This is a genomic window from Micromonospora matsumotoense, from assembly GCF_050951065.1.
Lineage (GTDB): Bacteria > Actinomycetota > Actinomycetes > Mycobacteriales > Micromonosporaceae > Micromonospora > Micromonospora matsumotoensis.
This window is the reverse complement of record NZ_CP192025.1, coordinates 6,061,031-6,083,799: the sequence shown is the minus strand read 5'-3', so window position 1 is coordinate 6,083,799 and position 22,769 is coordinate 6,061,031. Positions and strand designations below refer to the sequence as shown.

Annotated in this window: 19 protein-coding genes; 9 read left to right on the top strand and 10 right to left on the bottom strand. The window is 72.8% G+C overall.

The genetic code is table 11. The features are described from left to right. Window positions 1–47: 47 nt before the first annotated feature. Together ACQP1S_RS25845 and ACQP1S_RS25840 are read right to left on the bottom strand one after the other, a co-directional pair. Complete coding sequence (locus ACQP1S_RS25845; RefSeq protein ID WP_432900155.1) at window positions 48–785, bottom strand: class F sortase; 738 nt, start codon at window positions 783–785, stop codon at window positions 48–50. Beyond that, a complete protein-coding gene (locus tag ACQP1S_RS25840) occupies window positions 772–1,812 on the bottom strand; it encodes a hypothetical protein (RefSeq protein WP_432900153.1) in 1,041 nt (346 codons plus the stop codon). The genes ACQP1S_RS25845 and ACQP1S_RS25840 overlap by 14 nt, the downstream gene beginning before the upstream one ends. Window positions 1,813–2,346: 534 nt before the next feature. On the opposite strand from ACQP1S_RS25840, the gene ACQP1S_RS25835 reads away from it, so the two are divergent. Next, window positions 2,347–4,149 (top strand): glycoside hydrolase family 6 protein, encoded by a 1,803-nt coding sequence (locus ACQP1S_RS25835; protein WP_432900151.1) that lies wholly within the window; start codon window positions 2,347–2,349, stop codon window positions 4,147–4,149. Window positions 4,150–4,364: 215 nt separating this feature from the next. Here ACQP1S_RS25835 and ACQP1S_RS25830 read toward each other — a convergent pair whose 3' ends face one another. The 5 genes from ACQP1S_RS25830 to ACQP1S_RS25810 form a co-directional block, all read right to left on the bottom strand. Then, on the bottom strand, window positions 4,365–4,748 hold the full coding sequence (locus ACQP1S_RS25830; protein ID WP_091250341.1) for a hypothetical protein: 384 nt from the start codon (window positions 4,746–4,748) through the stop codon (window positions 4,365–4,367). Between the two features lie 76 nt (window positions 4,749–4,824). Further along, the gene (locus ACQP1S_RS25825) at window positions 4,825–5,130 is read right to left on the bottom strand and encodes a hypothetical protein (RefSeq protein WP_432900149.1); all 306 of its coding nucleotides are present in this window, start codon (window positions 5,128–5,130) and stop codon (window positions 4,825–4,827) included. Between the two features lie 32 nt (window positions 5,131–5,162). Then, on the bottom strand, window positions 5,163–6,821 hold the full coding sequence (locus ACQP1S_RS25820) for a sodium:solute symporter family protein (RefSeq protein ID WP_432900147.1): 1,659 nt from the start codon (window positions 6,819–6,821) through the stop codon (window positions 5,163–5,165). A 287-nt stretch (window positions 6,822–7,108) separates the two neighbouring features. Then, a complete protein-coding gene (locus tag ACQP1S_RS25815) occupies window positions 7,109–8,161 on the bottom strand; it encodes a hypothetical protein (protein ID WP_432900145.1) in 1,053 nt (350 codons plus the stop codon). Between the two features lie 13 nt (window positions 8,162–8,174). Next, complete coding sequence (locus ACQP1S_RS25810) at window positions 8,175–8,768, bottom strand: hypothetical protein (RefSeq protein WP_432900143.1); 594 nt, start codon at window positions 8,766–8,768, stop codon at window positions 8,175–8,177. Window positions 8,769–9,191: 423 nt separating this feature from the next. Between ACQP1S_RS25810 and ACQP1S_RS25805 the strand changes: the two genes are divergently transcribed. The 7 genes from ACQP1S_RS25805 (at window position 9,192) to ACQP1S_RS25775 (ending at window position 17,718) form a co-directional block, all read left to right on the top strand. Beyond that, the gene (locus tag ACQP1S_RS25805; RefSeq protein ID WP_432900141.1) at window positions 9,192–11,534 is read left to right on the top strand and encodes a nitrate- and nitrite sensing domain-containing protein; all 2,343 of its coding nucleotides are present in this window, start codon (window positions 9,192–9,194) and stop codon (window positions 11,532–11,534) included. Continuing rightward, the gene (locus ACQP1S_RS25800; RefSeq protein ID WP_091250357.1) at window positions 11,534–11,956 is read left to right on the top strand and encodes a roadblock/LC7 domain-containing protein; all 423 of its coding nucleotides are present in this window, start codon (window positions 11,534–11,536) and stop codon (window positions 11,954–11,956) included. The genes ACQP1S_RS25805 and ACQP1S_RS25800 overlap by 1 nt, the downstream gene beginning before the upstream one ends. Beyond that, on the top strand, window positions 11,946–12,335 hold the full coding sequence (locus ACQP1S_RS25795; protein ID WP_091250360.1) for a DUF742 domain-containing protein: 390 nt from the start codon (window positions 11,946–11,948) through the stop codon (window positions 12,333–12,335). Before ACQP1S_RS25800 ends, ACQP1S_RS25795 begins: the two co-directional genes overlap by 11 nt. Then, the gene (locus tag ACQP1S_RS25790; RefSeq protein ID WP_091250362.1) at window positions 12,316–12,918 is read left to right on the top strand and encodes a GTP-binding protein; all 603 of its coding nucleotides are present in this window, start codon (window positions 12,316–12,318) and stop codon (window positions 12,916–12,918) included. Before ACQP1S_RS25795 ends, ACQP1S_RS25790 begins: the two co-directional genes overlap by 20 nt. Window positions 12,919–13,068: 150 nt before the next feature. Further along, a complete protein-coding gene (locus tag ACQP1S_RS25785; protein ID WP_432900136.1) occupies window positions 13,069–14,100 on the top strand; it encodes a lactonase family protein in 1,032 nt (343 codons plus the stop codon). Between the two features lie 169 nt (window positions 14,101–14,269). Next, window positions 14,270–16,012, top strand: a complete 1,743-nt coding sequence (locus ACQP1S_RS25780) for a substrate-binding domain-containing protein (protein WP_091250367.1) — start codon at window positions 14,270–14,272, stop codon at window positions 16,010–16,012. Between the two features lie 218 nt (window positions 16,013–16,230). Next, on the top strand, window positions 16,231–17,718 hold the full coding sequence (locus ACQP1S_RS25775; protein ID WP_432900133.1) for a sugar transferase: 1,488 nt from the start codon (window positions 16,231–16,233) through the stop codon (window positions 17,716–17,718). A gap of 74 nt (window positions 17,719–17,792) precedes the next feature. Here the strand turns inward: ACQP1S_RS25775 and ACQP1S_RS25770 are convergent, their stop codons facing one another. Further along, window positions 17,793–18,926, bottom strand: a complete 1,134-nt coding sequence (locus ACQP1S_RS25770; protein ID WP_432900131.1) for a PP2C family protein-serine/threonine phosphatase — start codon at window positions 18,924–18,926, stop codon at window positions 17,793–17,795. Between the two features lie 93 nt (window positions 18,927–19,019). On the opposite strand from ACQP1S_RS25770, the gene ACQP1S_RS25765 reads away from it, so the two are divergent. Further along, the gene (locus ACQP1S_RS25765) at window positions 19,020–19,532 is read left to right on the top strand and encodes a MarR family winged helix-turn-helix transcriptional regulator (protein WP_432900129.1); all 513 of its coding nucleotides are present in this window, start codon (window positions 19,020–19,022) and stop codon (window positions 19,530–19,532) included. Between the two features lie 95 nt (window positions 19,533–19,627). Here the strand turns inward: ACQP1S_RS25765 and ACQP1S_RS25760 are convergent, their stop codons facing one another. Both ACQP1S_RS25760 and ACQP1S_RS25755 read right to left on the bottom strand, forming a co-directional pair. After that, a complete protein-coding gene (locus ACQP1S_RS25760) occupies window positions 19,628–21,304 on the bottom strand; it encodes a SpoIIE family protein phosphatase (protein WP_432900127.1) in 1,677 nt (558 codons plus the stop codon). Between the two features lie 129 nt (window positions 21,305–21,433). Further along, window positions 21,434–22,696, bottom strand: a complete 1,263-nt coding sequence (locus tag ACQP1S_RS25755; protein WP_432900125.1) for an ROK family protein — start codon at window positions 22,694–22,696, stop codon at window positions 21,434–21,436. Window positions 22,697–22,769 lie beyond the last annotated feature (73 nt).

Sequence of the window (22,769 nt, the reverse complement as noted above, 5' to 3'; positions counted from 1 at the left end):
GCGGCACCGGTGCGGCCGGCAGCGGGGCACCGCCGGGCGCGGTCGGGTCAGGGTGTCAGCGAGGCGAAGACGATCACGTTGTCCTGGTAGCTGCCGACGCCCTGGTCGAACTGGCCGCCGCAGGTCACCACCCGCAGGCCGGGCCGGTCGTTCGGTCCGTACACCTGCTCGGTGGGGAACTGCGCCTTCGGGTACGCCTTCACCTCGTCGACGGTGAAGATGGCGACGACGCCGTCGGCCCGGGACACCGTGATGGTGTCGCCCGGCAGGAGCGCGCCGAGTTGGAAGAAGACCGCCGGCCCGAGCTTCGCCGAGTCGACGTGCCCGACGACCACCGCGTTGCCGGTCTCACCGGGGCTGACGCCCGGCTCGTACCAGCCGGCGCGCTGGGCCTGGTCCAGTGGGGGCACCTGCACCGTGCCGTCCGGGTTGGTGCCCAGCGGCATGATCTCCGCGTTGACCGCGATCCGGGGGATCGCGATGGTGGTGGGGGCGGACCGGGGCAGCGGATCGGGGCCCGGCGGCACGCTCGCGTCGGCGGGGACCTGGGCGTCCGGGTCGTCGACCGGCCCGGTGTCCTCGGCGGGGGTGGTCGCCGGGGCGGTCTGCGGCGCGGCCTGGGCCGCCGGTTGTGGGGGACGCGGCGGGGGCGTGGTGCGCAGGGACGCGCCGACCATGCCGGAGCCGGCCATGGCGAGCAGGACGACGACGGCCGCGCCGGCGGCACGCCACGGTCTCCCGTGACGGCCGCCGGCCCGTGTCGCCGTCGGGTCAGCCGAGCTCATCGGCCCGACGCCGACGCATCAGCACGATGCCGCCGAGGGCTGCCGCGCCGATCATGCCCGCCCCACCGGCGACCATGCTCCGGTCGGCACCGGTGGTGGTCATCCCACCGTCGCCGCCGTCGACGTGCCCCTTCGGCAGGACGACCAGTTCGCCCTCGCCGCACGAGCCCTCCAACTCGTACTTGCCCGGACGGGCGTCCTCGGAGACCTTGGCCTCGCCGTAGTAGACGAAGTCCTTCTTGTGCTCCCAGCCACCCTCGTCCTTGCCGTAGCCGGACTCCTCGTCCTGGCCGTACTCGTCGTGGCCCAGCCAGTCGCCCTCGTCGGACTCCTCGCCGTAGCCCGGCTTGCCGTGCTCTTCTTCCGCGCCGGGCTTGCCGTGTTCGCCGGACTCTTCGCCCGCGCCGGGCTTGCCGTGCTCTTCTTCCGCGCCGGGCTTGCCGTGTTCGCCGGACTCTTCGCCCGCGCCGGGCTTGCCGTGTTCACCGGGCTTGCCGTGCTCCTCGCCCTTGCCCTCCTCGCCCTTGCCGCCGTGGTCCGGGCCCTGGTCGGCGGCCATGAAGCCACCGCCCTGACCGTCGGCCGGCGGCTGTCCACCCTCGGCCGGCGGCTGCGGCTTGGGGCCGTCATCGTCGGGGCCCTTGCCGTCGGGGCCCTTGCCGTGGTCTTCGCCCTTGCCGTGCTCCTCGCCCTTGCCTTCTTCGCCCTTGCCTTCTTCGCCCTTGCCTTCTTCGCCCTTGCCGTGCTCCTCGCCCTTACCCTCGGCGGGCTTGAGCTTGACCTTGCCGGTGACCTTGGACCAGACGAAGGCGTGTTCCTGCGGTTCCGGGCAGATGGCGATGAGTTTGACCTCTTCGCCGGGCTTGACGACGTGCGGCTTGGCGATGACCTTGCCGTCCCGGCTCTCGCCGTCGTGGTGACCATCCGCGAACGCGATCCCCGGCGTGAACACCAGAAGGGACGCGCCACCGAGAGCGGCACCCGCGACAACCTTCCCGAGCATCTTGTTAGCCATGACCTGCGTCACTCCATCCCCTGTTGTCCTGAGCCCGACGACAGTCGAGCTATGACCGACGTTAGACGGTTTCATGACTTATTCGGGGAAAGATTCGTGTTTTCGGCTTTACCGATCATCCGGGGCTTAAGAGAGCTAGAGCGCTTGTGTCGGCATTGCCGCCTCGACGCGCGGTTGGAGTGCTGCCGGCCGAGCTGGGCGGGGATAGGCTCGTCAGGGCCTGAGTGTCGGTCCGGGCGTTGCGGCCAGGTTGCCGCGAGGTATCGAGCCATTGCCATGGAAGCGCTCCCATGCAAGAATCGCTGCACGCGGTTCGGGGAGCCACACCGCGCACGGCAGATGTCGAGGGCAACCGGTGCACCGGGCGACGTCGCCGCCGATCGGTCCCACGGGGCCGGTGCAGCTCACCACCACCACGCCCGTCCTCCGGGTCGGGCACCCCCCGAGATGTCCCGTTGGCGCCGGGGTCGTCCGTACCCCAGGACGCTCACGCGCCACTTGCCGGTCCCCACGCGGTGCCGGTCTCGCCCAAGGAGTGCAAAAGGCATGAATCTGTGGAGAAGTCTGTCCGCCCGACGCCGGGCGTTCGCCATCACCGGGGCGAGCGTGCTGGTCGCGGGCGGGCTCGTGACCATCCCGGTCACCGCGGCGCAGGCCGCCACCCAGTGCAGCATCGACTACACCACCAACGACTGGTCCAGCGGCTTCACCGGGAGCATCACCATCCGGAACGTCGGTGACCCGATCAGCTCCTGGAACCTCGGCTTCACCTTCCCCAACAGCAGCCAGCGAGTGGTGCAGGGCTGGTCGGCCAAGTGGTCGCAGAGCGGTCAGAACGTGACCGTCACCAACGAGTCGTACAACGGCTCGCTCGCTAGTGGGGGCAGCGCCACCATCGGCTTCAACGGCTCGTGGAGCGGCAGCAACCCGAAGCCCACCTCGTTCACGCTGAACGGGGTGGTCTGCAACGGTGGCGTCACGCCCACCACGCCGCCGCCGACCACGCCTCCGCCGACGACCCCGCCGCCGACCACGCCTCCGCCCACCACCCCGCCGCCCACCACGCCTCCGCCCACCACGCCTCCTCCGGGGCAGAAGGTGGACAACCCGTACGTCGGGGTCAAGGGCTACGTGAACCCGGAGTGGAAGGCCAAGGCGGACGCCGAGGCTGGTGGCAGCCGGGTCTCCAACAACCCGACCGCCGTGTGGCTGGACCGGATCGCCGCGATCAACGGCACCACCGACAGCAGCTCCAACGGTGCGATGGGCGTCAAGGACCACCTGGACGCCGCCCTCGCCCAGGGTGCCGGCTACATCCAGTTCGTGATCTACAACCTGCCCGGCCGGGACTGCTCGGCGCTCGCCTCCAACGGTGAGCTGGCGGCCGACGAACTGCCGCGCTACAAGGCGGAGTACATCGACCCGATCGCCGCGATCCAGAGCAACCCGAAGTACGCCAGCCTGCGGATCATCAACATCATCGAGATCGACTCGCTGCCGAACCTGGTCACCAACACCTCCGGCAACGCCGGTGGCACCGTGCAGTGTGACGTGGTGAAGGCCAACGGCGCGTACGTCAACGGCGTCGGCTACGCCCTGTCCAAGCTGGGCCCGATCGGCAGCGTCTACAACTACATCGACGCCGGCCACCACGGCTGGCTGGGCTGGGACACCAACTTCGGCCCGACCGCCGACGTCCTGAAGACCGCCGCCGTCGCCTCCGGCAGCAACGTGAACTACGTGCACGGCTTCATCACCAACACGGCGAACTACTCCGCCCTGAAGGAGCCGTACATCAAGATCACCGACACGGTGAACGGCCAGACCGTCCGCCAGTCCAAGTGGATCGACTGGAACTTCTACGTCGACGAGCTGACCTTCGCCCAGGCGTTCCGCACCAAGCTGGTCTCGGTCGGCTTCAACAGCAACATCGGCATGCTGATCGACACCTCCCGTAACGGCTGGGGCGGCACCGCCCGGCCCACCGGTCCGGGTGCGTCGACCAGTGTCGACACCTACGTCAACGGTGGTCGTGTCGACCGTCGCTTCCACGCCGGCAACTGGTGCAACCAGGTCGGTGCGGGTCTCGGCGAGCGGCCGAAGGCCAGCCCCGAGCCGGGCATCGACGCCTACGTCTGGGTGAAGCCCCCGGGTGAGTCCGACGGCTCCAGCTCCCTCATCCCGAACAACGAGGGCAAGGGCTTCGACCGGATGTGCGACCCGACCTACACCGGTAACGCCCGCAACGGCAACAGCATGAGCGGTGCCCTGCCGAACGCGCCGATCTCCGGCGCCTGGTTCTCCGCCCAGTTCCAGGAGCTCATGAAGAACGCCTACCCGGCGCTCTGACGAACCAGCCCGCCGCGGCTGGAGTGAGGCACTGACGCGGCGGGCGCACCCGGGCCCCCGGTCCGACCGAAAGGTCGGGCCGGGGGCCCACCCGTGTCCCGGGCCCGTGCTCACGGCCGCTCGGGCAGGAGCGCAGGGCGCAAATGCGCAACCCGCAGGGCCAGGGCTCAGAGCAGCAGAGCAGCAGAGCGGCAGGGCTCAGAGCGCAGCAGGGCTCAGGGAACGGTGCGCTCCACCGCGGCCCGGCCCAGCTCGGCCAGGTCCCGGCGGGCCCGCTCCAGGTTCGCCGGGGTCAGGTCCTGCCCGCGCGCCATGACCAGGTCCTCCGGCTCCCAGGGCTGCTCGGCCCCGGTCCGGATGTTGTCCCCACCGGCTCCGGTGCCGGTCCCGGTGGCTCCGGTGCCGGCCCCGTACGGGTCACCGATCAGCTCCTCGGTCTGGCCACCGGTGGCTGACCGCCCGGCCGGCTCGACGAACGACGGGTTGGCCGGGTCGGTGCCACCCGCCCGGGCCAACTGCGGCACGGTGGTGTCGTCGGCCACCGCGTCGGCCACCTCCGGGCGCTCCTCCAACGGTCGGTTCCGGTCACGATCGGTCATGGTGCCGCCCTCCTGTCCCCAGACGCGTTCCCACGCCCCGGGTACCCCGTCCGGGCGACGCCATGCCGGGGGCCGATCAGACCTCCCGGGCCTCCTCGGTGGTGGGCGGCACCACCGGACGCAGCCACTGCCAGGCCAGCATGAACAGCCCGAACAGCAGCATCGCCAGCCCGGCCCACAGGTTGATCCGGACGCCCTGCGCCTTGTCGATCTCGGCAGCCGAGTCGAAGAGACCGACCAGGCCGACGATCACCCCGTACGCGACGAAGAGGCCACCGATCACCCGTCGGATGTCGAACAGCCGGGCGGCGGCGGACCGCTTCCGCTCGTTCTCGGTCTCCTTGATCTGCGGATCGTGCGCCCGCTCGCTGTGCTGGTCCATGTCCTGGGCCTCCCTCTCGTGACGGACCGGGCTCAGAAGACCGGGATGTAGAAGAGCACGGCCAGCACCAGCGCGAGGGCGCCGAGCAGCACCGGGGACCGCCACCAGACCTGGTCCCCGGCGAGCACGTCGCCCCTGAGGTCGATCCCGCCCATGCCGTAGACCAGGCCCTCCAACTCCTCGGCCCGCTTGGGCCGGGTCAGCGGGGTGACCACCGCCGCCACCACGGCGACCGTGACGAACGCGATGCCCGCCCCCCAGAAGCTCTCCTCCAGGTCGGAGTTGAAGTGCACCACGCCGGCCTTGTAGAGCAGGTAGGTCGCCAGCGCGGCCAGGGTGCCCGCCAGCAGCGACCAGAACCCGGCCAGCGCGCTCATCCGTTTCCAGAACATGCCGATGATGAAGGTGGCGAAGAGCGGGGCGTTGAACAGGGAGAAGAGCGCCTGGATGTAGTTCATGATGTTGCTGAAGCCGGCGGCGATGAACGCCGTGCCGATGCCCACCAGCACCCCGGCCACGGTCGCGATCCGACCGACCCGGAGGTAGTACTCGTCGGGCCGCTCCTTGCGGACGTACGCCTGCCAGATGTCGTAGGTGAAGACGGTGTTGAAGCCGCTGACGTTGGCCGCCATCCCGGCCATGAACGAGGCGACCAGGCCGGTGACCGCGATCCCGAGCACCCCGTTGGGCAGCAGGTCCCGCATCAGCAGCGGAATGGCGTTGTTGTAGACCAGGTCACCGGACTCGGCGCCCAGCCCCTTGACGGTGACCAGCGCGATCAGGCCGGGGACCACGGTGACCACCGGGATGACCAGCTTCGGGTACGCCGCGATGATCGGCGTACGCCGGGCGGCGCTCATGTTCTTGGCCGACAGCGCCCGCTGCACCTCGGCGAAGTTGGTGGTCCAGTAGCCGAAGGAGAGCACGAAACCGAGCCCGAACACGATGCCCAGCCAGTGCGCGCCGAGCGGGTTGGCGGTGCTGCCGGTGCCCTCCCAGGCGTGCAGCCCGGCCTCGCCCAGCTTGGAGTCGCGGACCGAGTCCATCAGGCCGGACCAGCCGCCGACCTTCACCAGGCCGATGACGGTGATCGGCACCAGACCGGCCACGATGACGAAGAACTGGAGCACCTCGTTGTAGATCGCGCCGGTGAGCCCGCCGACGGTGATGTACGCCAGCACGATCGCCGCGCCGATGACGATCGCCAGCCAGAGCGGCCAACCGAGCAGCGCCTGCATGATCAGCGCCAGCGCGTACAGGTTGACCCCGGCGATCAGCACCTGGGCCACCGCGAAGCTGATCGCGTTCAGCAGGTGGGTCGGGCGGTTGAACCGCAGCCGCAGGTACTCGGGGACGCTGCGGACCCGGGAGCCGTAGTAGAACGGCATCATCACGATGCCCAGGAAGATCATCGCCGGCACGGCGCCGATCCAGTAGTAGTGGACGGTCATGATGCCGTACTGCGCGCCGTTGGCGGCCATCCCGATGATCTCCAGGGCGCCCAGGTTGGCCGAGACGAAGGCCAGGCCGGTCACCCAGGCGGGCAGCGAGCGCCCGGAGAGGAAGAAGTCGACGCTGGTGCGGATCGCCCGGCGGGCGGCGAAGCCGACCCCCAGCACGGTGACGAAGTAGAGCGCCAGGATCCCGTAGTCCAGCACGTTCATGTTCAGTCTGAGCCCGGCACCGTCCATCGCCCGCCACCCTTCCGATGCGCTGTCGGCACTCGCCTGCGCTGTCGGCACTCGCCGGGTGCGCTATTACCCCTCGTGCGACCTTTCACGCCGCCCGTCCGGGTCCCATCGGCGGTGATCCGACGACGCCCCGGCGGGAGGGGCTCCGGCCGGGGCGTCGAGTGGTGCAGCGGTGGTCGTCGGATCTGGTGCGGGTTGTCGGGTGGCCGGTCAGCGGCGGCACCCCGGACCGGGACCGGGGTGCCGGTCCGGTGCCGCGCGGCGGTGGCCGGCCGTCCGGTGCCGGCTCAGCGACCCAGCACCCGGTCCAGGAAGTCGCGGTACTGGCGGACCGCCACCCGGAGCTGCTCGGTGTCGGCCTCACCGGCACCCTGCCAGCCGCCCAGCTTCTCCTTCTGCGCGGCGAGCGCCTCGGACAGGGCCCGGATCGCCTCCTCGACGAGTGACTGCGCCTCACCGACGGCGGCCCGGGGGTCGTCGACGAACCGCAGCTGGACGTCACGCCACCGGTCCCGGAAGCCCTGCGCGGCGTCCGCCTCGAACAGGCTGGCGGCGTCGCTGGGCACGTTTCCGGCGGCCGGTCGACCGGCGTCCGCCGCAGCCACCGCGCCGGCCGCTCCGCCGGCTGCCGCCGTCGCGATGCCGCCGCCGGCCGTGGTGTCCGGGTCGACGGTGGTGTCCGGGCCGGTCGCGATGCCGTCGTCGGCGGTGGTGTGCGGGCCGGTCGTGACGTCCGGATCGGTGGTGCTCTCCGGCAGGTCGGTGTCCTGCGTGGTGGGGTGCGGGTCGGTGGCCCCGGACGACCAGCGGTCCCGGTCGTGCAGCCGGTCGGCCGCGGTCGGGTCGGCCCGCTCGTCGTCGAACGGCCCGGTCTGCCCTGGCGCCCCGTCGCCGGGCGCGACGGTGTCCTCGTCCCGGGCGTCCCGCTCGTCCTGCGGTCGCCCGCCGGCCAGGGCCGACGCGGCCACCGCGTCGCCCACGCTGGTCGCCCCGAAGGCGGTCGGCAGGGGAGCCGGCTCGTGGAACTCCGGCCGACGGTCACCGTCGTGGTCGGCCACGCCGTCCCGGTCGGCTGCGAGGTCCCGGTCGGCCACGCCGTCCCGGTCGGCGTCGTCCAGGGGGTACGGACGGGTGCTGTGCGGGTCGTCGGCGGCCGTCGGCTCGTCGAAGGTGCCCCGGTCGTCGAGCGCGTCCTCCGGCGTCCCGGCGTGCCGGTCCCTGCCGTGCCGGCCGGCGGTGTCGGTGTCGGTGTCCAGAGCGTCCGGGGGCGGCACCGCCACCGGAGTGGACCGGACGACCTCCGGGTGGTCGTTGTTGAGCTGCTGCTCGTCCTGGCGCATGGTGGGGTTCTCCTCAGCGGGTGGTGGCGTCCTGCGGGCTGTCCGGGTGCTGCTGCTCCGCCGGGCGGTGCCCGACCGGTTCCTCGCCGAGCAGGTCGGCGAAGAGGGCCCGGTAGTGGACGACGGCCTGGCGGAGGTCCTCGGTGCCGGCCTCACCGCGCTCGTTGCGCAGCCGGATCTCGTGCGCCTCCCGGTAGTGGGTCAGGGTGCGGGCGTGCTCGACGGAGAGGTGGGCGACCTGCTCGGTGAACTCCCCGGTCGGGTAGCCCCGGTCGGCGATCAGCCGGCTGACCAGTTCGTCGGCGTCGCCGACGGTCTCGGCCGGCGAGTCGACGAAGCGGACCTGGAGCTCCTCCCAGGCGGCGGCGTAACGGGCCCGGTCCTGCGGGCTGAGCGGGGTGAGCGCCAGCTCCGCGTGCCGGCGCTCCCGTTCGCGCAGTTCCCGCTCGGCGGCGCCGCGGCTGTCCTGCTCCGCGACCACCCGGTCGTACTCCGGGCCGAACCGGGACCTGAGGGCACGCCGGCGGTTGGCCACCACGGCCACGGCGACCAGCGCCGCCACCACCAGTACGACGAGAACCAGTAGGACTATCTGCGTGGGCGACATGGCTCCTCCTTCGCCCTGCGGTATTCCCTCCCCGCACTGATCACCAATCCCGATCCGGCGAATTTCCTCCGCCGGAGCCGGACGCGATAGTGACGAAACGGTCACGTCGTCCGCGCGGGATCGATCGGGGCGGTAGCGCCGCGCACGTTTTTTCCGCTGGTTCCCGGTGCCGGCCGATGGGTCGCCGGGTGCTGCGCCGGGTGTCGTCGATGCCTGATCAACCCGGTTGCGGGCCGATCCGCCGGAGCGCATCGGCCAATTCGGGGGCGACGACGCAGTGGTGACGCCGGGAGACGCACGGTAGTGCTGAGCGTCAGGATTACGTATCCTGCCCAAGGTGCCGTGCCGGTGCCCGGCGCCGATGCCGGAACCGCCCGGCCGGTGCCGGCGTCACCGCCGACACTCCCGCCCGGGCGAGGACTCATGGACACCCGCGACTGGCCGATCCGCGCCAAGCTGACCGCCCTGGTCGTCACCCCCGTGGCCGCCCTGCTGGCGCTCTGGATCTTCGCCACGACGCTGACCTTCGGGCCGGCTCTCGACCTGCTCGCCGCCCGGACCCTGCTGTCGGACTTCGGTCGGCCCGGCGAACGGGTGGTGGCCGAGCTGCAACGGGAGCGTCGGGCCTCGGTGATCCATCTGGCCGGCACCGAGACCCTGCCCGCCCTGGCCGTACAGCGGCGACGCACCGACGAGGCGATCGTCGAACTGCGGCGGTTGATGGCCGGGCAGCAACTGCGGGATGCCGCCGGCGACCTGCTCGACGCCCGGCTGGACGCGCTCGGCGCCGCCCTGGAGGCGCTGCCGGCCGGTCGGGGGTTCATCGACCGGCGGCAGGTCGACCGGGCCGGCGCGATCGGGCTCTACAGCGGCATGATCTCCTCGGCGTTCCAGGCGTTCGCCGCGACGGCGGCGCTGCCCGACGCGGAGCTGAACCGGCAGGCACTCGCCCTGACCGCGCTCGGTCGTTCCCGCGAGCTGCTCGGCCAGACCGACGCGGTGCTGGCCGGTGCGTTCGTCACCGGCCGGTTCACCGAGGACGAGCACTTACGCCTGGTGCAGACCATCGCCAACGAGCGGTTCGTCGCCGAGTCGTCCGTGGCGGACCTGCCGGCCGCCGACCGGGCCGCCTACCAGCGGCTGATGGAGGGGGAGGCGTTCGTCCGGCTGCGCACCATGCAGGAGCAGCTGCTGACCGCCGGGCCGGCCGCCGTCCCGCCGGTCGACGCCCGGACCTGGCAGGCCAGTCAGGAAGCGGTCCAGCAGGAGCTACGCGACTTCGAACTGCGCCAGGCCGACGGGCTGGCCGAACGTTCCGTGCCGGTCGCCGTCAAGATCCTGGTCCGGCTCGGTGTGGCCGGGGTGCTGGGGCTCGTGGCGATCGTGGCGTCGCTGCTGGTCGCCGTCCGGGTCGGCCGGACGCTGGCCCGCCGGTTGTCCGCCGTACGCAGCGCCGCGCTGGAGCTGGCCGAGCACCGGCTGCCCGACGTGGTCGCCCGGTTGCGCCGGGGCGAGCCGGTCGACGTGGCCCGGGAGGCTCCACCGCTGTCCTACGGCGCAGACGAGATCGGCGACGTCGGCCGGGCGTTCACCGAGGTCAGCAGGGTGGCGGTCCGGTCGGCGATCGACGAGGTGACGCTGCGGCGGGGGTTGAACGAGGTCTTCCTCAACCTCGCCCGGCGCAGCCAGGGGTTGGTGCACCGGCAACTCGCCGTGCTCGACCGGATGGAGCGCCGCGCCGAGGACCCGGACGAGCTGGCCGAGCTGTTCCGCGTCGACCACCTGGCGACCCGGCTGCGCCGGCACGCCGAGGACCTGGTCATTCTGGCCGGGGCGGCACCGGGGCGGGGCTGGCGACAGCCGGTCGCCCTGCTGGACGTGCTGCGCGGCGCGATCTCCGAGGTCGAGGCGTACGACCGGGTGGACATCGGCCGGGTCGGGTCGGCCGGCCTGCTCGGTCGGGCCGTCGCCGACGTCATCCACCTGCTCGCCGAGCTGATCGAGAACGCCACCGCGTTCTCCCCGCCCGAGCGACGGGTCGAGGTGACCGGGACGCCGGTCGTCGACGGCTACCTCGTCGAGATCACCGACCACGGGCTCGGGATGTCCCCCCAGGCGATCGAGGACGCCAACCGCAGGCTGGCGACCCCGCCGGAATTCGATCCGGCCGACAGTGCCCGACTCGGCCTGTTCGTGGTGTCCCGGCTGGCCGCCCGGCACGACGTCCGGGTCGTCCTGCGGGCCGGAACCCCGGTCGGGCTCACCGCGCTGGTGCGCGTCCCCGCCGACCTGATCACCGAGGAACCGCCGATCGCGCCGCCGGCCCGGGACCGTCCGGCGGCGTCGGTGTCCCGGCTGACCACCCTGCCCCGACCGCGGACCGTCCGGACCACCCGGGAACGGCCGGAACAGACGGTGCCGCCGTTCGCTCCGGCCCGTACCTCGTCGGTGGAGGCTGCCTCCGACGGCGACGGCCTGCCCCGCCGGGTCCGCCGCCGGGGGCCGGTCGCCCACCCGCACCCCCCGGCCGGCCAGGACGCGCCCGCCGCACGCTCGCCCGAGGAGGTACGCCGGCAGATGTCGGCTCTCCAGGCCGGTACCGCCCGGGGACGCCTGGACAGCAGCGGTGTCCACCCGGTGTCGCCGGCCCGCCCCGCCCCGACCGTCGGCGACGAGCCGGGACGGCCCGACGGTGTCGGTGCGCCACCGTCGTCGGCCGGCCCGGCGGCGACGCCCGATTCGACCGCGACTGAGAGGGACGCCTAGTGGTGCACACGACAAGGCAGAACGCCGATCTCGGCTGGTTGCTCGACGAGCTGGTGGAGCGGGTGCCGGCGGCCCGGCAGGCGGTGATCCTCTCCGCCGACGGCCTGTTGCTCGGCGCCTCCGCCGAGCTGGACCGCTCCGACGCCGAGCACCTCTGCGCGCTGGCATCGGGCTTCTCCAGCCTGGCGAAGGGTGCCAGCCGGCAACTGGCCGCCGGTGGCGTCCGGCAGACCGTGGTGGAGATGGAGGACGCCTACCTCTTCGTGACCGCCGCCGGGCAGGGCGCCTGTCTGGCGGTGGCCTGCGCAGCGGACGCGGACATCGGGCTGGTGGCGTACGAGATGGCGATGCTGGTCGTCCGGGTCGGCGAGAACCTGACCGCGCCGGCCCGGGCGGCGGCGGGGATCGCCGATGCGGGCTGAGCAGCCGGGTCACCAGCACGAGTGGTTGGACGGCGCGGCCGGGCCGGTCGTGCGTCCGTACACCCTCACCGGCGGTCGGGTGCGGCCCGCCGTCGGTGGCTTCGACCTGGTGGCCTTCGTGTTGGCTGCGGCGGGCGTCGACCCGTACGGCCAGCCGGGGCTCCAACCCGAGCACCGTCGGTTGGTGGAGTACGCCCGGCAACCGGTGGCGATCGTGGATCTCGCCGCCGACCTGGATCTCGCCCTCGGGGTGGTCCAGGTCCTCCTCGGTGACCTGCTCGCCCGTGGGCTGGTCACCGTGCACGAACCGCCGGCCGCCGCCGGCCTTCCCGACAACGACATTCTCAAGGCGGTGGTCAGTGGACTACGTGCGCTCTGAGCGCGACCCCTCACCGGCCCGGTTGCCCCTGGCCCTCAAGATCCTCATTGCCGGCGGTTTCGGTGCCGGCAAGACGACGCTGGTGAGCGCGCTCAGTGAGGTCCGGCCGTTGCAGACCGAGGAGGTGTTGACCGACGCCGGCGTCGGCACCGACGACCTCTCCGGGGTGGAGGGCAAGTCGACCACCACGGTGGCGATGGACTTCGGTCGGATCACCATCACCGACGATCTCCAGGTCTATCTGTTCGGCACCCCCGGGCAGGACCGGTTCTGGTTCCTCTGGGACGAGCTGGCCTTCGGCGCGCTCGGCGCGGTGGTGCTGGCCGACACCCGCCGACTGCCCGACTGCTTCCCGTCGATCGACTACTTCGAGCAGCGCGGCATCCCGTTCGTGGTGGGGGTCAACTGCTTCGAGGACACCCGTCGGTTCGGTGCCGACGCGGTGCGGCAGGCGCTGGACATCGAGCCGGAGGTGCCCGTGGTGCTCTGTGACGCGCGGGACCGGCAGTCCGGCAAGCTGGTGCTGATCTCGCTGGTCGAGCACGTGGCCCGGCAGCGGGGGGAACCGGTGCCGGTGGGCTGACCGGCCCGGTCGGCCCGGCGACCACATGGTGGTCGACCTGGCACCCGGGTCACCCGCGTCGGGGTGAGGAAAACCGGGAAATCAGGGGTGACAGCCGGTGATTCCGGGAAGCCTGGAGATCGACGGCAGGATTCGGCGGAGGGTGGTTCGGTGACGGGCACGATCGTCCACATCGGCGGTTACACGGCACAGACGGGTGGGCGCGGGGAGGGCATCGTCGCCGCCCGGCGTGACCCGGAGTCGGGGCAGTTGACCCTGCTCGGCACGGTCGCGGCGACCCCGGCGCCGTCCTTCCTCGTCCGCCACCCCTCCCGACCGGTGCTCTATGCGGTCAACGAGTTGCCCGAGGGGCAGATCAGCGCCTTCGATGTCGCCCCGGACGGCGGGCTGGCCCCGCTGGGGGTGTGGTCGACCGGGGGTGCCGAGCCGGCACACCTGGCAATCGCCCCCGACGGCGGGCACCTCTTCGTCGCCAACTACGGCGGGGGCAGCGTCGCCGTCCTGCCGCTGGACGAGCGGGGGGTGCCCGGGGAGCGTACCGACCTGGTGGTCCACCAGGGGCACGGCCCGGACCCGGAGCGTCAGGAGCAGGCGCACTGTCACATGGTGTCACCCGATCCGGGCGCCGGCCCGCTGCTCGCCGTCGACCTGGGCACCGACTCGATCTACCGGTACGACCTGGACGCCGCGTCGGGCCGGCTGACGCCGCGCGCCCCCCGGGTGCGGACGGTCCCCGGCACCGGTCCCCGGCATCTGGCCCGGCACCCCGACGGGCGGCGCTGCTGGCTCGCCGGCGAGCTGGACGCGACGGTGACCGCCTACGAGGTGACCGCCGAGGGGGTCCTGCACCAGCGGGGTCGGGTGGACGCCAGCGCGCGGGCCGGCCACGTCCAACCGTCGGAGATCACCGTCGGGCCGGACGGCCGGTTCCTCTACGTGGGCAATCGCGGGGTGGGCACGGTGGCGGTCTTCGCCCTCGACGGGGACCTGCCCCGGCTGGTCGAGGAGGTGGACACCGGTGGGGAGTGGCCCCGGCACTTCGCGTTGAGTGGGCGGCACCTCTATGTGGCCGACGAGCGGGCCGACATGATTCGGGTGTTTTGGGTCGACCCCGACTCGGGCGTGCCGTCGCCGGTGGGCGAGCCGGTGCCCACCCCCAGCCCGACCTGCGTGCTGCCCTGACGAAACCCCGGTTATCCAGGGTGGACCAGCGCCACGTCACGAGACGACCCGATTACGCAGAGTGCGAAAATAGTGATCAACTGTTTCTCCTGCGTAACTTTCGTCCGAACGGTTGTGGCAGTAAGCGCACGAGATACGCAAGATGGTCAGCGTGTCAGGCCGCCATCGCATGCGTTCAAGTATCCGTGGAGCGGGCGCCGCCGCAGCGGCGACCGCGCTCGTCGTCGTGGTCGGCGGCTCCTGGGTCGGTTACCAGCAGCTGGCCGGCTCGTCCTGCTCAGGGGAGATCCAACTCGGCGTGGCCGCCGCGCCCGAGGTCGCGCCGGCCGTCGAGGCGGCGGCGACCCAGTGGGTGGCCGACGGCGCGGCGGTCGGTGGCACCTGCATCAAGGTGAACGTCACCGCCTCCGAGCCGGTGGAGGTGGCCGCCGCGGTGGCCAGCAAGCACGGGGCCAGCCTCGCCGGGGTGGGGCAGGCGAGCGGCACCGCGGTCACCCCCGACGTCTGGATCCCGGACTCGTCGACCTGGCTGTTGCGCCTCAAGAGCGGGGGCGCCACCGCGTTCGCGCCCGGCAACGGCGCCTCGATCGCCCGCAGCCCGGTCGTGGTGGCCATGCCGCAGCCGGTGGCCGCCACCAAGTTCGGCTGGCCGGACAAGAAGCTCACCTGGAACGACATGCTGCGCGCCGTGCGCAGCGACAAGCCCTTGCGGGCCGGCATCGTGGAGCCGACCCAGGACGCCGCCGGGCTCTCCGGCCTGCTCTCCCTGACCGCGGCGGCCAGCGGTGGGGGCGGCGACGCCCAGCAGGCGACCACGGCCGCCCTGCGGGCACTGGCCACCGGTCGCTCGGCGCTGCGGCAGGACCTGCTGGCCCGGTTCCCGCGCTCCAACGACCCGACGTCCATCGCCAGCGCGCTCGGGGCTGCCGCGCTCTCCGAGGAAGACGTCATCGCGTACAACAACACCAAGCCGCCGATTCCGCTGGCCGCGCTCTACCTGGAGCCGTCGCCGATGCCGCTGGACTACCCGTACGCGGTGCTCCCCGGGATCGACCAGACCAAGGCGTCGGCCGCGAAGGTGCTCTTCGAACTGCTCACCACGCAGGGCTTCAAGAACCGGCTGGCCGTCCAGTCGCTGCGTGCCCCGGACGGCAACTGGGGTGACGGCTTCAAGGCGCCGCAGGGCGCGCCGAGCCCGGCCGGTGGTGGCACGGCGGTGCCGCCGGCCGGTGGGACCGCCGCGGGTGGCCTGGACCCGGTGGCCATAGACCGTGCGGTCTCCGGCTGGTCGATCGCCACCCAGTCGGGACGGATGCTCTGCGTCATCGACGTCTCCGGCTCGATGAAGGCCCCCGTCCCGTCGGCCAACAACGCCAGCCGGGAACAGGTGACCGTGGCGGCGGCCAGCCGGGGCCTGAACCTCTTCGACGACTCCTGGTCGATCGGGCTGTGGACGTTCTCCACCGAGCTGGTCGGTTCCCGGGACTGGCGGGAGATCGAGCCGATCAACCCGCTCTCCGGCAACCGGGGCAAGCTGGAGCAGGGGCTCGCCGGCATCCGCCCGTCCAGCGGCGACACCGGCCTGTACGACACCATGCTGGCGGCGTACAAGACGGTCCAGGACGGTTGGGAACCCGGCCGGGTCAACTCGGTGGTGCTCTTCACCGACGGTAAGAACGAGGACAAGAACGGCATTTCCCAGAGCGCGCTGATCAACCGGCTCAAGCAGCTCAACGACCCGGAGCGTCCGGTGCAGGTGGTCGTCATCGGCATCGGCAGCGAGGTCTCCAAGACCGAACTCCAGTCGATCACCAACGTCACGGGGGGTGGCGCGTTCGTCACCGAGGACCCCTCCAAGATCGGTGACATCTTCCTGAAGGCCATCGCGTTGCGCCCGAATGCCCCGCGTTGAGCCCTCGCACAGTGCACATAAGCCACTGCATCCGGTGAGAATCGGTGCGGTGGTGGGATTTCTCCGCCCCGGCGGCGAAGGAAAGCTGACAGTAATGCGTCCGAAGCAATAGGTGAGCATCATTGTGGGGCAGGATGTCGGGAGCGCTCCGACCGGCTCGCCTCTCCAGAGGTGAGCATCGGGCTCGGAGCCGACCAGTGTGATGTGGGGGAGGTTGGGTGACCTCGGCGACGCTGTCCACGCCCGTCCGTACCCCGTCGTCGGCGCCCGATGGCCGGTCGGCGGGTACTCGATCCAAGACCAACCAGCGGGGCTACGTCCGCACCCTCGTGGTGCTGGACACCGCCGTGCTGTCGCTGGCGGTCCTCGCCGGCTACGCCACCCGCTTCGGCGACGCGGTGCCGCGCGGCTCCGAGATCCCGTACGTGGTGGTGGCGCCGGCCCTGGTGCTGGTCTGGCTGGTCTCGCTCAAGGCGCTGCGCTGCTACGACGACCGGGTGCTCGGCTACGGGGCGGACGAGTACCGGCGGGTCAGCGGGGCCAGCCTGCGCCTGGCCGGCGGGGTCGCGATCGCCGGTTACATCTTCGACGTCGGGGTCTCCCGGGGTTTTCTCGGCATCTCCTTCGCCGTCGGCACGGTGGGGCTGGTGGTCACCCGGTTCGCCGCCCGCAAGGCGCTGCACCGGGCCCGCTGCCGGGGCGACGGCTGGTCCCGTCGGGTCCTCGTCGTCGGGGACACCGCGCACGTGCTGGAGTTGGTGCACACCCTGCGCCGGGAGCCGTACGCCGGCTATCACGTGGTCGGCGCGTGCATCCCCGACGCGCTGCTCGCCCCGGTGCCGCAGCGGCTCAGCGACGTGCCCGTGGTGGGCTCCCTGCGGGGCATCCCGGAGGCGGCCGGGGCGATCGGCGCGGACACCGTGGCGGTCACCGCGTCGGGGGAGTTGACCGCGACCCGGCTGCGCCGGCTGGGCTGGCAGTTGGAGGGCACCGGAATCGACCTGGTCGTCGCCCCGGCGCTCACCGACGTGGCCGGCCCGCGCATCCACACCCGGCCGGTGGCCGGGCTGCCGCTGATCCACGTCGAGGCACCCGAGTTCCGGGGGGCCCGCAAGCTGGTCAAGGAGCTCGTCGACCGGTCGGCCGCGGCGGTGGCACTGCTGCTGCTCCTGCCGCTGGTGGCGCTGATCGCGCTGGCCGTCAAGCTGGACAGCCGGGGCCCGGTGCTGTTCCGGCAGACCCGGGTCGGGCAGGGCGGCCAGGAGTTCGGGGTGCTGAAGTTCCGCACCATGGTGGTCAACGCCGACGCCCTCCTCGCCGAGCTGGCCGCCCGCAACGAGACCAACGGGCTGATGTTCAAGATGCGGGACGACCCGAGGGTCACCCGGATCGGCCGGCTGCTGCGCAAGTGGTCGCTCGACGAACTGCCCCAACTGGTCAACGTGCTGTTCGGCCAGATGAGCCTGGTCGGTCCCCGCCCACCGCTGCCCTCCGAGGTGGCCCGCTACGACGGCGACGTGGCCCGTCGCCTGCTGGTCAAGCCGGGTATGACCGGCCTCTGGCAGGTCAGTGGCCGGTCCGACCTGAGCTGGGAGGACGGCATCCGGCTGGACCTCTACTACGTGGAGAACTGGTCGCTGGCCGCCGATCTGACCATCCTGTGGAAGACCTTCGGCGCGGTGCTGCGCGGGCGCGGGGCCTACTGACCCCGGGCCCTCGCCCCGCACCTGCACCCCGGACCGTCCCCGCCGGGGCCCCGGACCGGCTCCGGGCCCCCGGTTCAGGGCTGCGGGCCGGTCCAGTCCAGGCAGACGACCACCGCGTCGTCGATCAGGTCACCGGCGACGAAGGCGCGCAGGTCGCCGATGAGCGAACGGACCGCGTCCAGGGGCGTCATCGGCCCGGTACGCCGCAGGAAGCGGTCCAGCGCCGTCTCCCCGTACCGGACGTGCTGGTCGGTCGCGTCGAGCACGCCGTCGCTGAGGACGAAGAGCCGGTCGTCGCGGCGTAACTCGAAGCGCTGGTGCTGGTAGTCGGTGCCCTCGAACATGCCCAACGGGAACTGCTTGTCCAGTACCTGCTCGGTGACCTCGCCGTCGCGCAGCCGCATCAACCGGGGTGACCCGGCGTCCACCACGGTCAGCACGCCGGAGGCCAGGTCCAGCTCCATCACCAGGGCGGAGAGGTGCTGCTCGCCCCGGTGCAGGGCATAGATCGCCTGGTCGGCGAGGGCGGCCTGGTCGGCGAGGTCCAGCCCGCCCCGGCGGGCGTTGCGCAGCGCGTGGGTGGCCAGCGCGGTGAGCATCGAGGCGGCCACCCCCTCACCCGTCCCGTTGATGGTCGACAGCCACAGCCGGTCGCCGTCGTCGGACCAGTCGAAACTGTCCCCACGCACCGCGTACGCCGGTTCGAGCTGGCCGGCGAGGCGGAACGAGGGCCGGTCCCGGCTGCGCCCCGGCAGCAGCTCCCACTGCATCTCGGCGGCCAGGGTGAGCCGGCGGGCCCGGCGGGAGGCCCGGTAGACGTCGGTGCCGGCGGTGACGGCGGCCAACTCGTGCCCCAGGGCGGTGCCGATGCGGGTCAGCTCCTCGACGGTGGCCCGGTCGTCGGGCACCGGAGCCAACCGCAGCACCCCGCGCCGCTCGCCCCGCATCCCGACGGGGAACCAGCCGACGCCTTCGGCGAGCACCGGCTGCTGATGGTCGAAGCAGCGCCAGGCCGGGTGCCCGGGGCCCGTCAACGGCTCCCCGGCACCCAGCGGCAGCAGCACCGACAACCGGTAGTCGACCTGGAACAGCTCCACGTCGGTGATCCGGTAGGCCCGCACCAGCTCCCCGGCGAGCCGGTCCAGCAGCAGGTCCGCCGGCGCTTCGGTCAGCACCTGCCGGGCCCGGGCCTCGGGTCCGCTCGTCATCACGCCTCCTGAGAGCGCAGATTCCCTGGTACGGGGGGTATTCTCGGGCCCACCATGGCCGAGGAAAGCGGTCCTCGCGGACCAGATGTGAGTATGGCCGCCGAGCTGGACGGTGCGACGGCGGCCCTGCTGTCTCTGTGGGAGGCAGCCCGGGAGAACACCACCAGCCGGCTGTCCAGCGCGCAGTTACGCGCCGTCATGGTGGTCGAACGGTACGACGGAATCAATCTGCGCCGGCTCGCCGCCCTGCTGAACATGCTGCTCTCCTCGGCGAGTCGGCTCTGCGACCGGTTGGTCGCCGCCGGCATGCTGGAGCGGGAGCCGGGCCGGTCGGACCGGCGGGAGATCGCCCTGCACCTGACCCCGGAGTCAGCCCGCCTCCTCGCTGAGCTGCGCCGGGACCGCCGGCAGCGGCTCGCCGACGTGCTGGCCGGGATGAGCGGCGAGGGTCGGCAGGCGTTGCTGCGCGGTCTCGTGGAGTTCGACCGGGTGGCCCGGGCCCGGGAGGGGGAGACCCGGCCGGCGGTCGAGTTCCGGTCGGCGCCGCCCCCACCCGTCCGGCCCCGGACGGCCCCGGACGGTCCGCCGGCGGTCCGCTCGGCCTGACCGGGACCCGCCAGCCGGTCGGCGCGGACCGTCCGGTTCCTCGCCGACCGCCCGGTCCGGTTCCTCCCGGGCGGGATCGTCCGGGGCCGGTCGGGTCACCCGGGGCCCGCCGCGCAGACGGCCAGCATCGCGAGGTCGTCGTGGCTCTCGCCGTCCAGCCACTCGTCGACGAGTTGGAGCAGCCGGTCGATCACGGCGGCCGGTGGCAGCCCGGCCACCGAGGCGAGCGCCTGCCGCAGTCGGTGCTCGCCGAACATCTCGACGGCCGCCGAGGCACCGCGCGCCTCGGTCACCCCGTCGGTGTACGCCAGCAGCAGCTCGCCCGGCGCGAGCCGGACCTCCACCTCGACGAAGGTCGCCGAGGCGAACGCCCCGATCGGCATCCCGCCCACCCGCACCGCGACGATGCTCCCGTCGGCGCGTACCACCAGGGGGGACGGGTGCCCGCCGCCGGCGATCCGGACCCGTACCCCGCCGTCGGTCCCCGGCCCGGTGGTGCCCAGCAGCAGGGTGGTGAACTGGCTGCGCCCGGCGGCGTCGGGGGAGTCGAACAGCGCCCGGTTGAGCAGTTCGACGAGTTCCCGGGGGCGCTGCTCGACCAGCCGCAGGGTCTGCAACGACTGGCGTACCCGGCCGGTGAGCACGGCCGCGCCGACCCCCTTGCCGCAGACGTCGCCGAGGGCGAACAGGGACCCGGTGGCGGTGGGGAAGACCTCGTAGAAGTCGCCGCCGATGCGCAGGCTGTCCCCTGCGGCGCGGTAACCGCCGGCGAGGGTGACACCGGGTACCGGGGGCAACGCCGGGGGAAGCAGGCTGTGCTGGAGGACCCGGGCCAGGTGGGCCTGCTCGCCGTACAGGTCGGCGGCGGCGATCGCGGACCCGGCACGGGCGGCGAACTCCCGGGCCAGTTCGATGTCGCGCGGGTCGAAGCCGGCCCGCCCGTGCCGCCGGACCAGGATCAACGCGCCGGCCGGCCCGCCCGCGCTGAGCATCGGGCTGATCAGCACGATGCCGGGGCGGCCGAAGGTCTCCGGCAGCATGCCGGCCAGGCCGGCCAGCTCGGCGTCGAGCCACGGGCTGGGGTCGGTGGACTCGCCGTGCAGCGCCTCGGTGAGCCCGGGGACCGAGCCGGCGAGCTGCCAGCTGCCGACCCCGCCGACCGGGCCGGATTCGCCGTCGGCGTACCGGAGCCAGTGTGGGAGGTGCTCGCCGGGCTGCGGTGGCCGGTGCACGACCAGCGCGACGTCGGCCAGGTAGGGCACCGGCAGGGTGACGGTGGCCCGCAGGGTCTGCTCGCGGTGCAGGGACAGGCCGAGCCGGCTGCCCGCCCGGGCCAGGAACGCGGTGCGGGAGCGCTCGGCGAGCAGGGCGTCGGTGCGGGTCTGTTCGTCGGTGACGTCCCGGACATACCAGGCGCAGCCGCCGGCGGCGAGGGGACGGCAGACGCCCCGCAGCCGGCGGCCGTGATGCTCGGCGTCGAACGTCCCGGTGCCCTCGGCGACCGCGCGGGCCAGCGCCGGCACGGTGTGTGCGGTCAGGTCGGTGCCGGGGGTCAGCTCCGGCAGGAGTTGCCCGGCCATCGCGTTGGCCAGGGTGACCCGGCCGGTGCGATCGGTGGTGACCACCGCCTCGGCGAGACCGTCGAGCAACTCCCGGGCCAACTGCGGGTCGGCCGGCAACGACTCGCCCGACGACGGGTGGGCGGGCGCGCGGGACGCCTCTCCACCCCCGCTCACCGGGCCGACGTGCCCGTCCCGGTGGGTCGTCGTCACCGCCGGTCGCCGGGCGCGTCGGCCTGTCGACCTCTGCGCATGCTGGGAGTGCTCTCCTCGGTAGAAAATCCTTGCCTCAGGGAAAGCGTACCGAGGCGGGTCGGCGATCGGCCAGCCAGCAACCGTGGGTCACTGCGGGCGGGACAGCCAGCCGGACGGACGGGCGATGATCCGGCGGACCACCGAACCGGCCCCGCCGACGGCGGCGGATTCGGCCCCGAGCGCCGCCGGACGGACCGTCACCGGGGACCAGCCGCTGGTGAGCACCCGGTCGTCGAGTTCGGCCAGCACCGGCGGGCACAGCCACTGCGCGAGGATCGCGTATCCGCCGCCGAGCACGACGGTGTCCAGGTCGAGCAGGTTCACCACCCCGGCGACGGCGACCCCGAGGGCGGTGCCGGCGGCCCGCAGCGCGGCGAGTGCGGCCGGATCGCCGGACCCGGCCAGGTCGGCCAGTCGGCGGGCGGCGGTGTCGGCCGGCAGGTCCGCCCCGGCCAGCCCGGCCGCCGCCAGCACGGCCTCCTGCCCGGCGTACGTCTCCAGGCAGCCCCGGGCGCCGCAGCGGCAGGTGGGACCACCCGGATCGACCGGTACGTGACCGAGTTCGCCGCTCCAACCCCGGGAGCCCCGGAACAGCGCCCCGTCGAGCACGATCCCGGCACCGATGCCGATCTCGCCGGAGACGTGCAGGAAGCTCTCCGGGCCGCCGGGGCGGGCGTGCAGTTCGCCCAGCGCGGCGAGGTTCGCCTCGTTCTCCACCACCAGGGGCGGCACCCCGTCGACCGGGTCGGTCAGGGCGGGGTGGCCGGCGAGCAGGCCCGGCACGTCCACGTCCCGCCAGCCGAGGTTGGGGGCGAGCCGGACCAGCCCACGGGCGTCGACCAGGCCGGGCACGGCCAGGGCCGCCCCGGCGAGGGTGAGCCCGGCGTCGTCGGCGGCGGCACGGGCCCGGCCGGCCAGGTCGACCAGGCCGGTGAGCGCGTCGGCGGGGGAGAGGGGGCGCAGGTCGATCCGGCGTACCTCGTGGTGCCGGACGGCGCCGGTGAGGTCGACCACGCAGGCTGCGAGATAGTCGACGTTGACCTCCAGGCCGAGCCCGGCCGGGCCGGTGTCGCCGAGCAGCAGCCCCCGGGCGGGCCGGCCGGCGCCGGTGCGGGGCGCGGGATCGGCCTCGGTGACCAGCCGGCCGGCGATCAGGTCGTCGACGACCGCCGACACGGTGGCCCGGGTCAGGCCGGTGTCGGCGGCGATCTCGGCCCGGGAGGGCGGCCGGGTGGTGCTGGCGATCCGCCGCAGCACCACGGCGAGGTTGAGTTCGCGCAGGCTTCCCTGGCGGACCGCGCCGACGGTCCGGGTCTCGGTCACCTCTTGACAGTGCCACAGCACGGCCATTTAATTCAACCACTGAACAAATTGCGGGTAACACACCCACCGCCACCACCATCATCGCTTCCGGAGGTCTGCC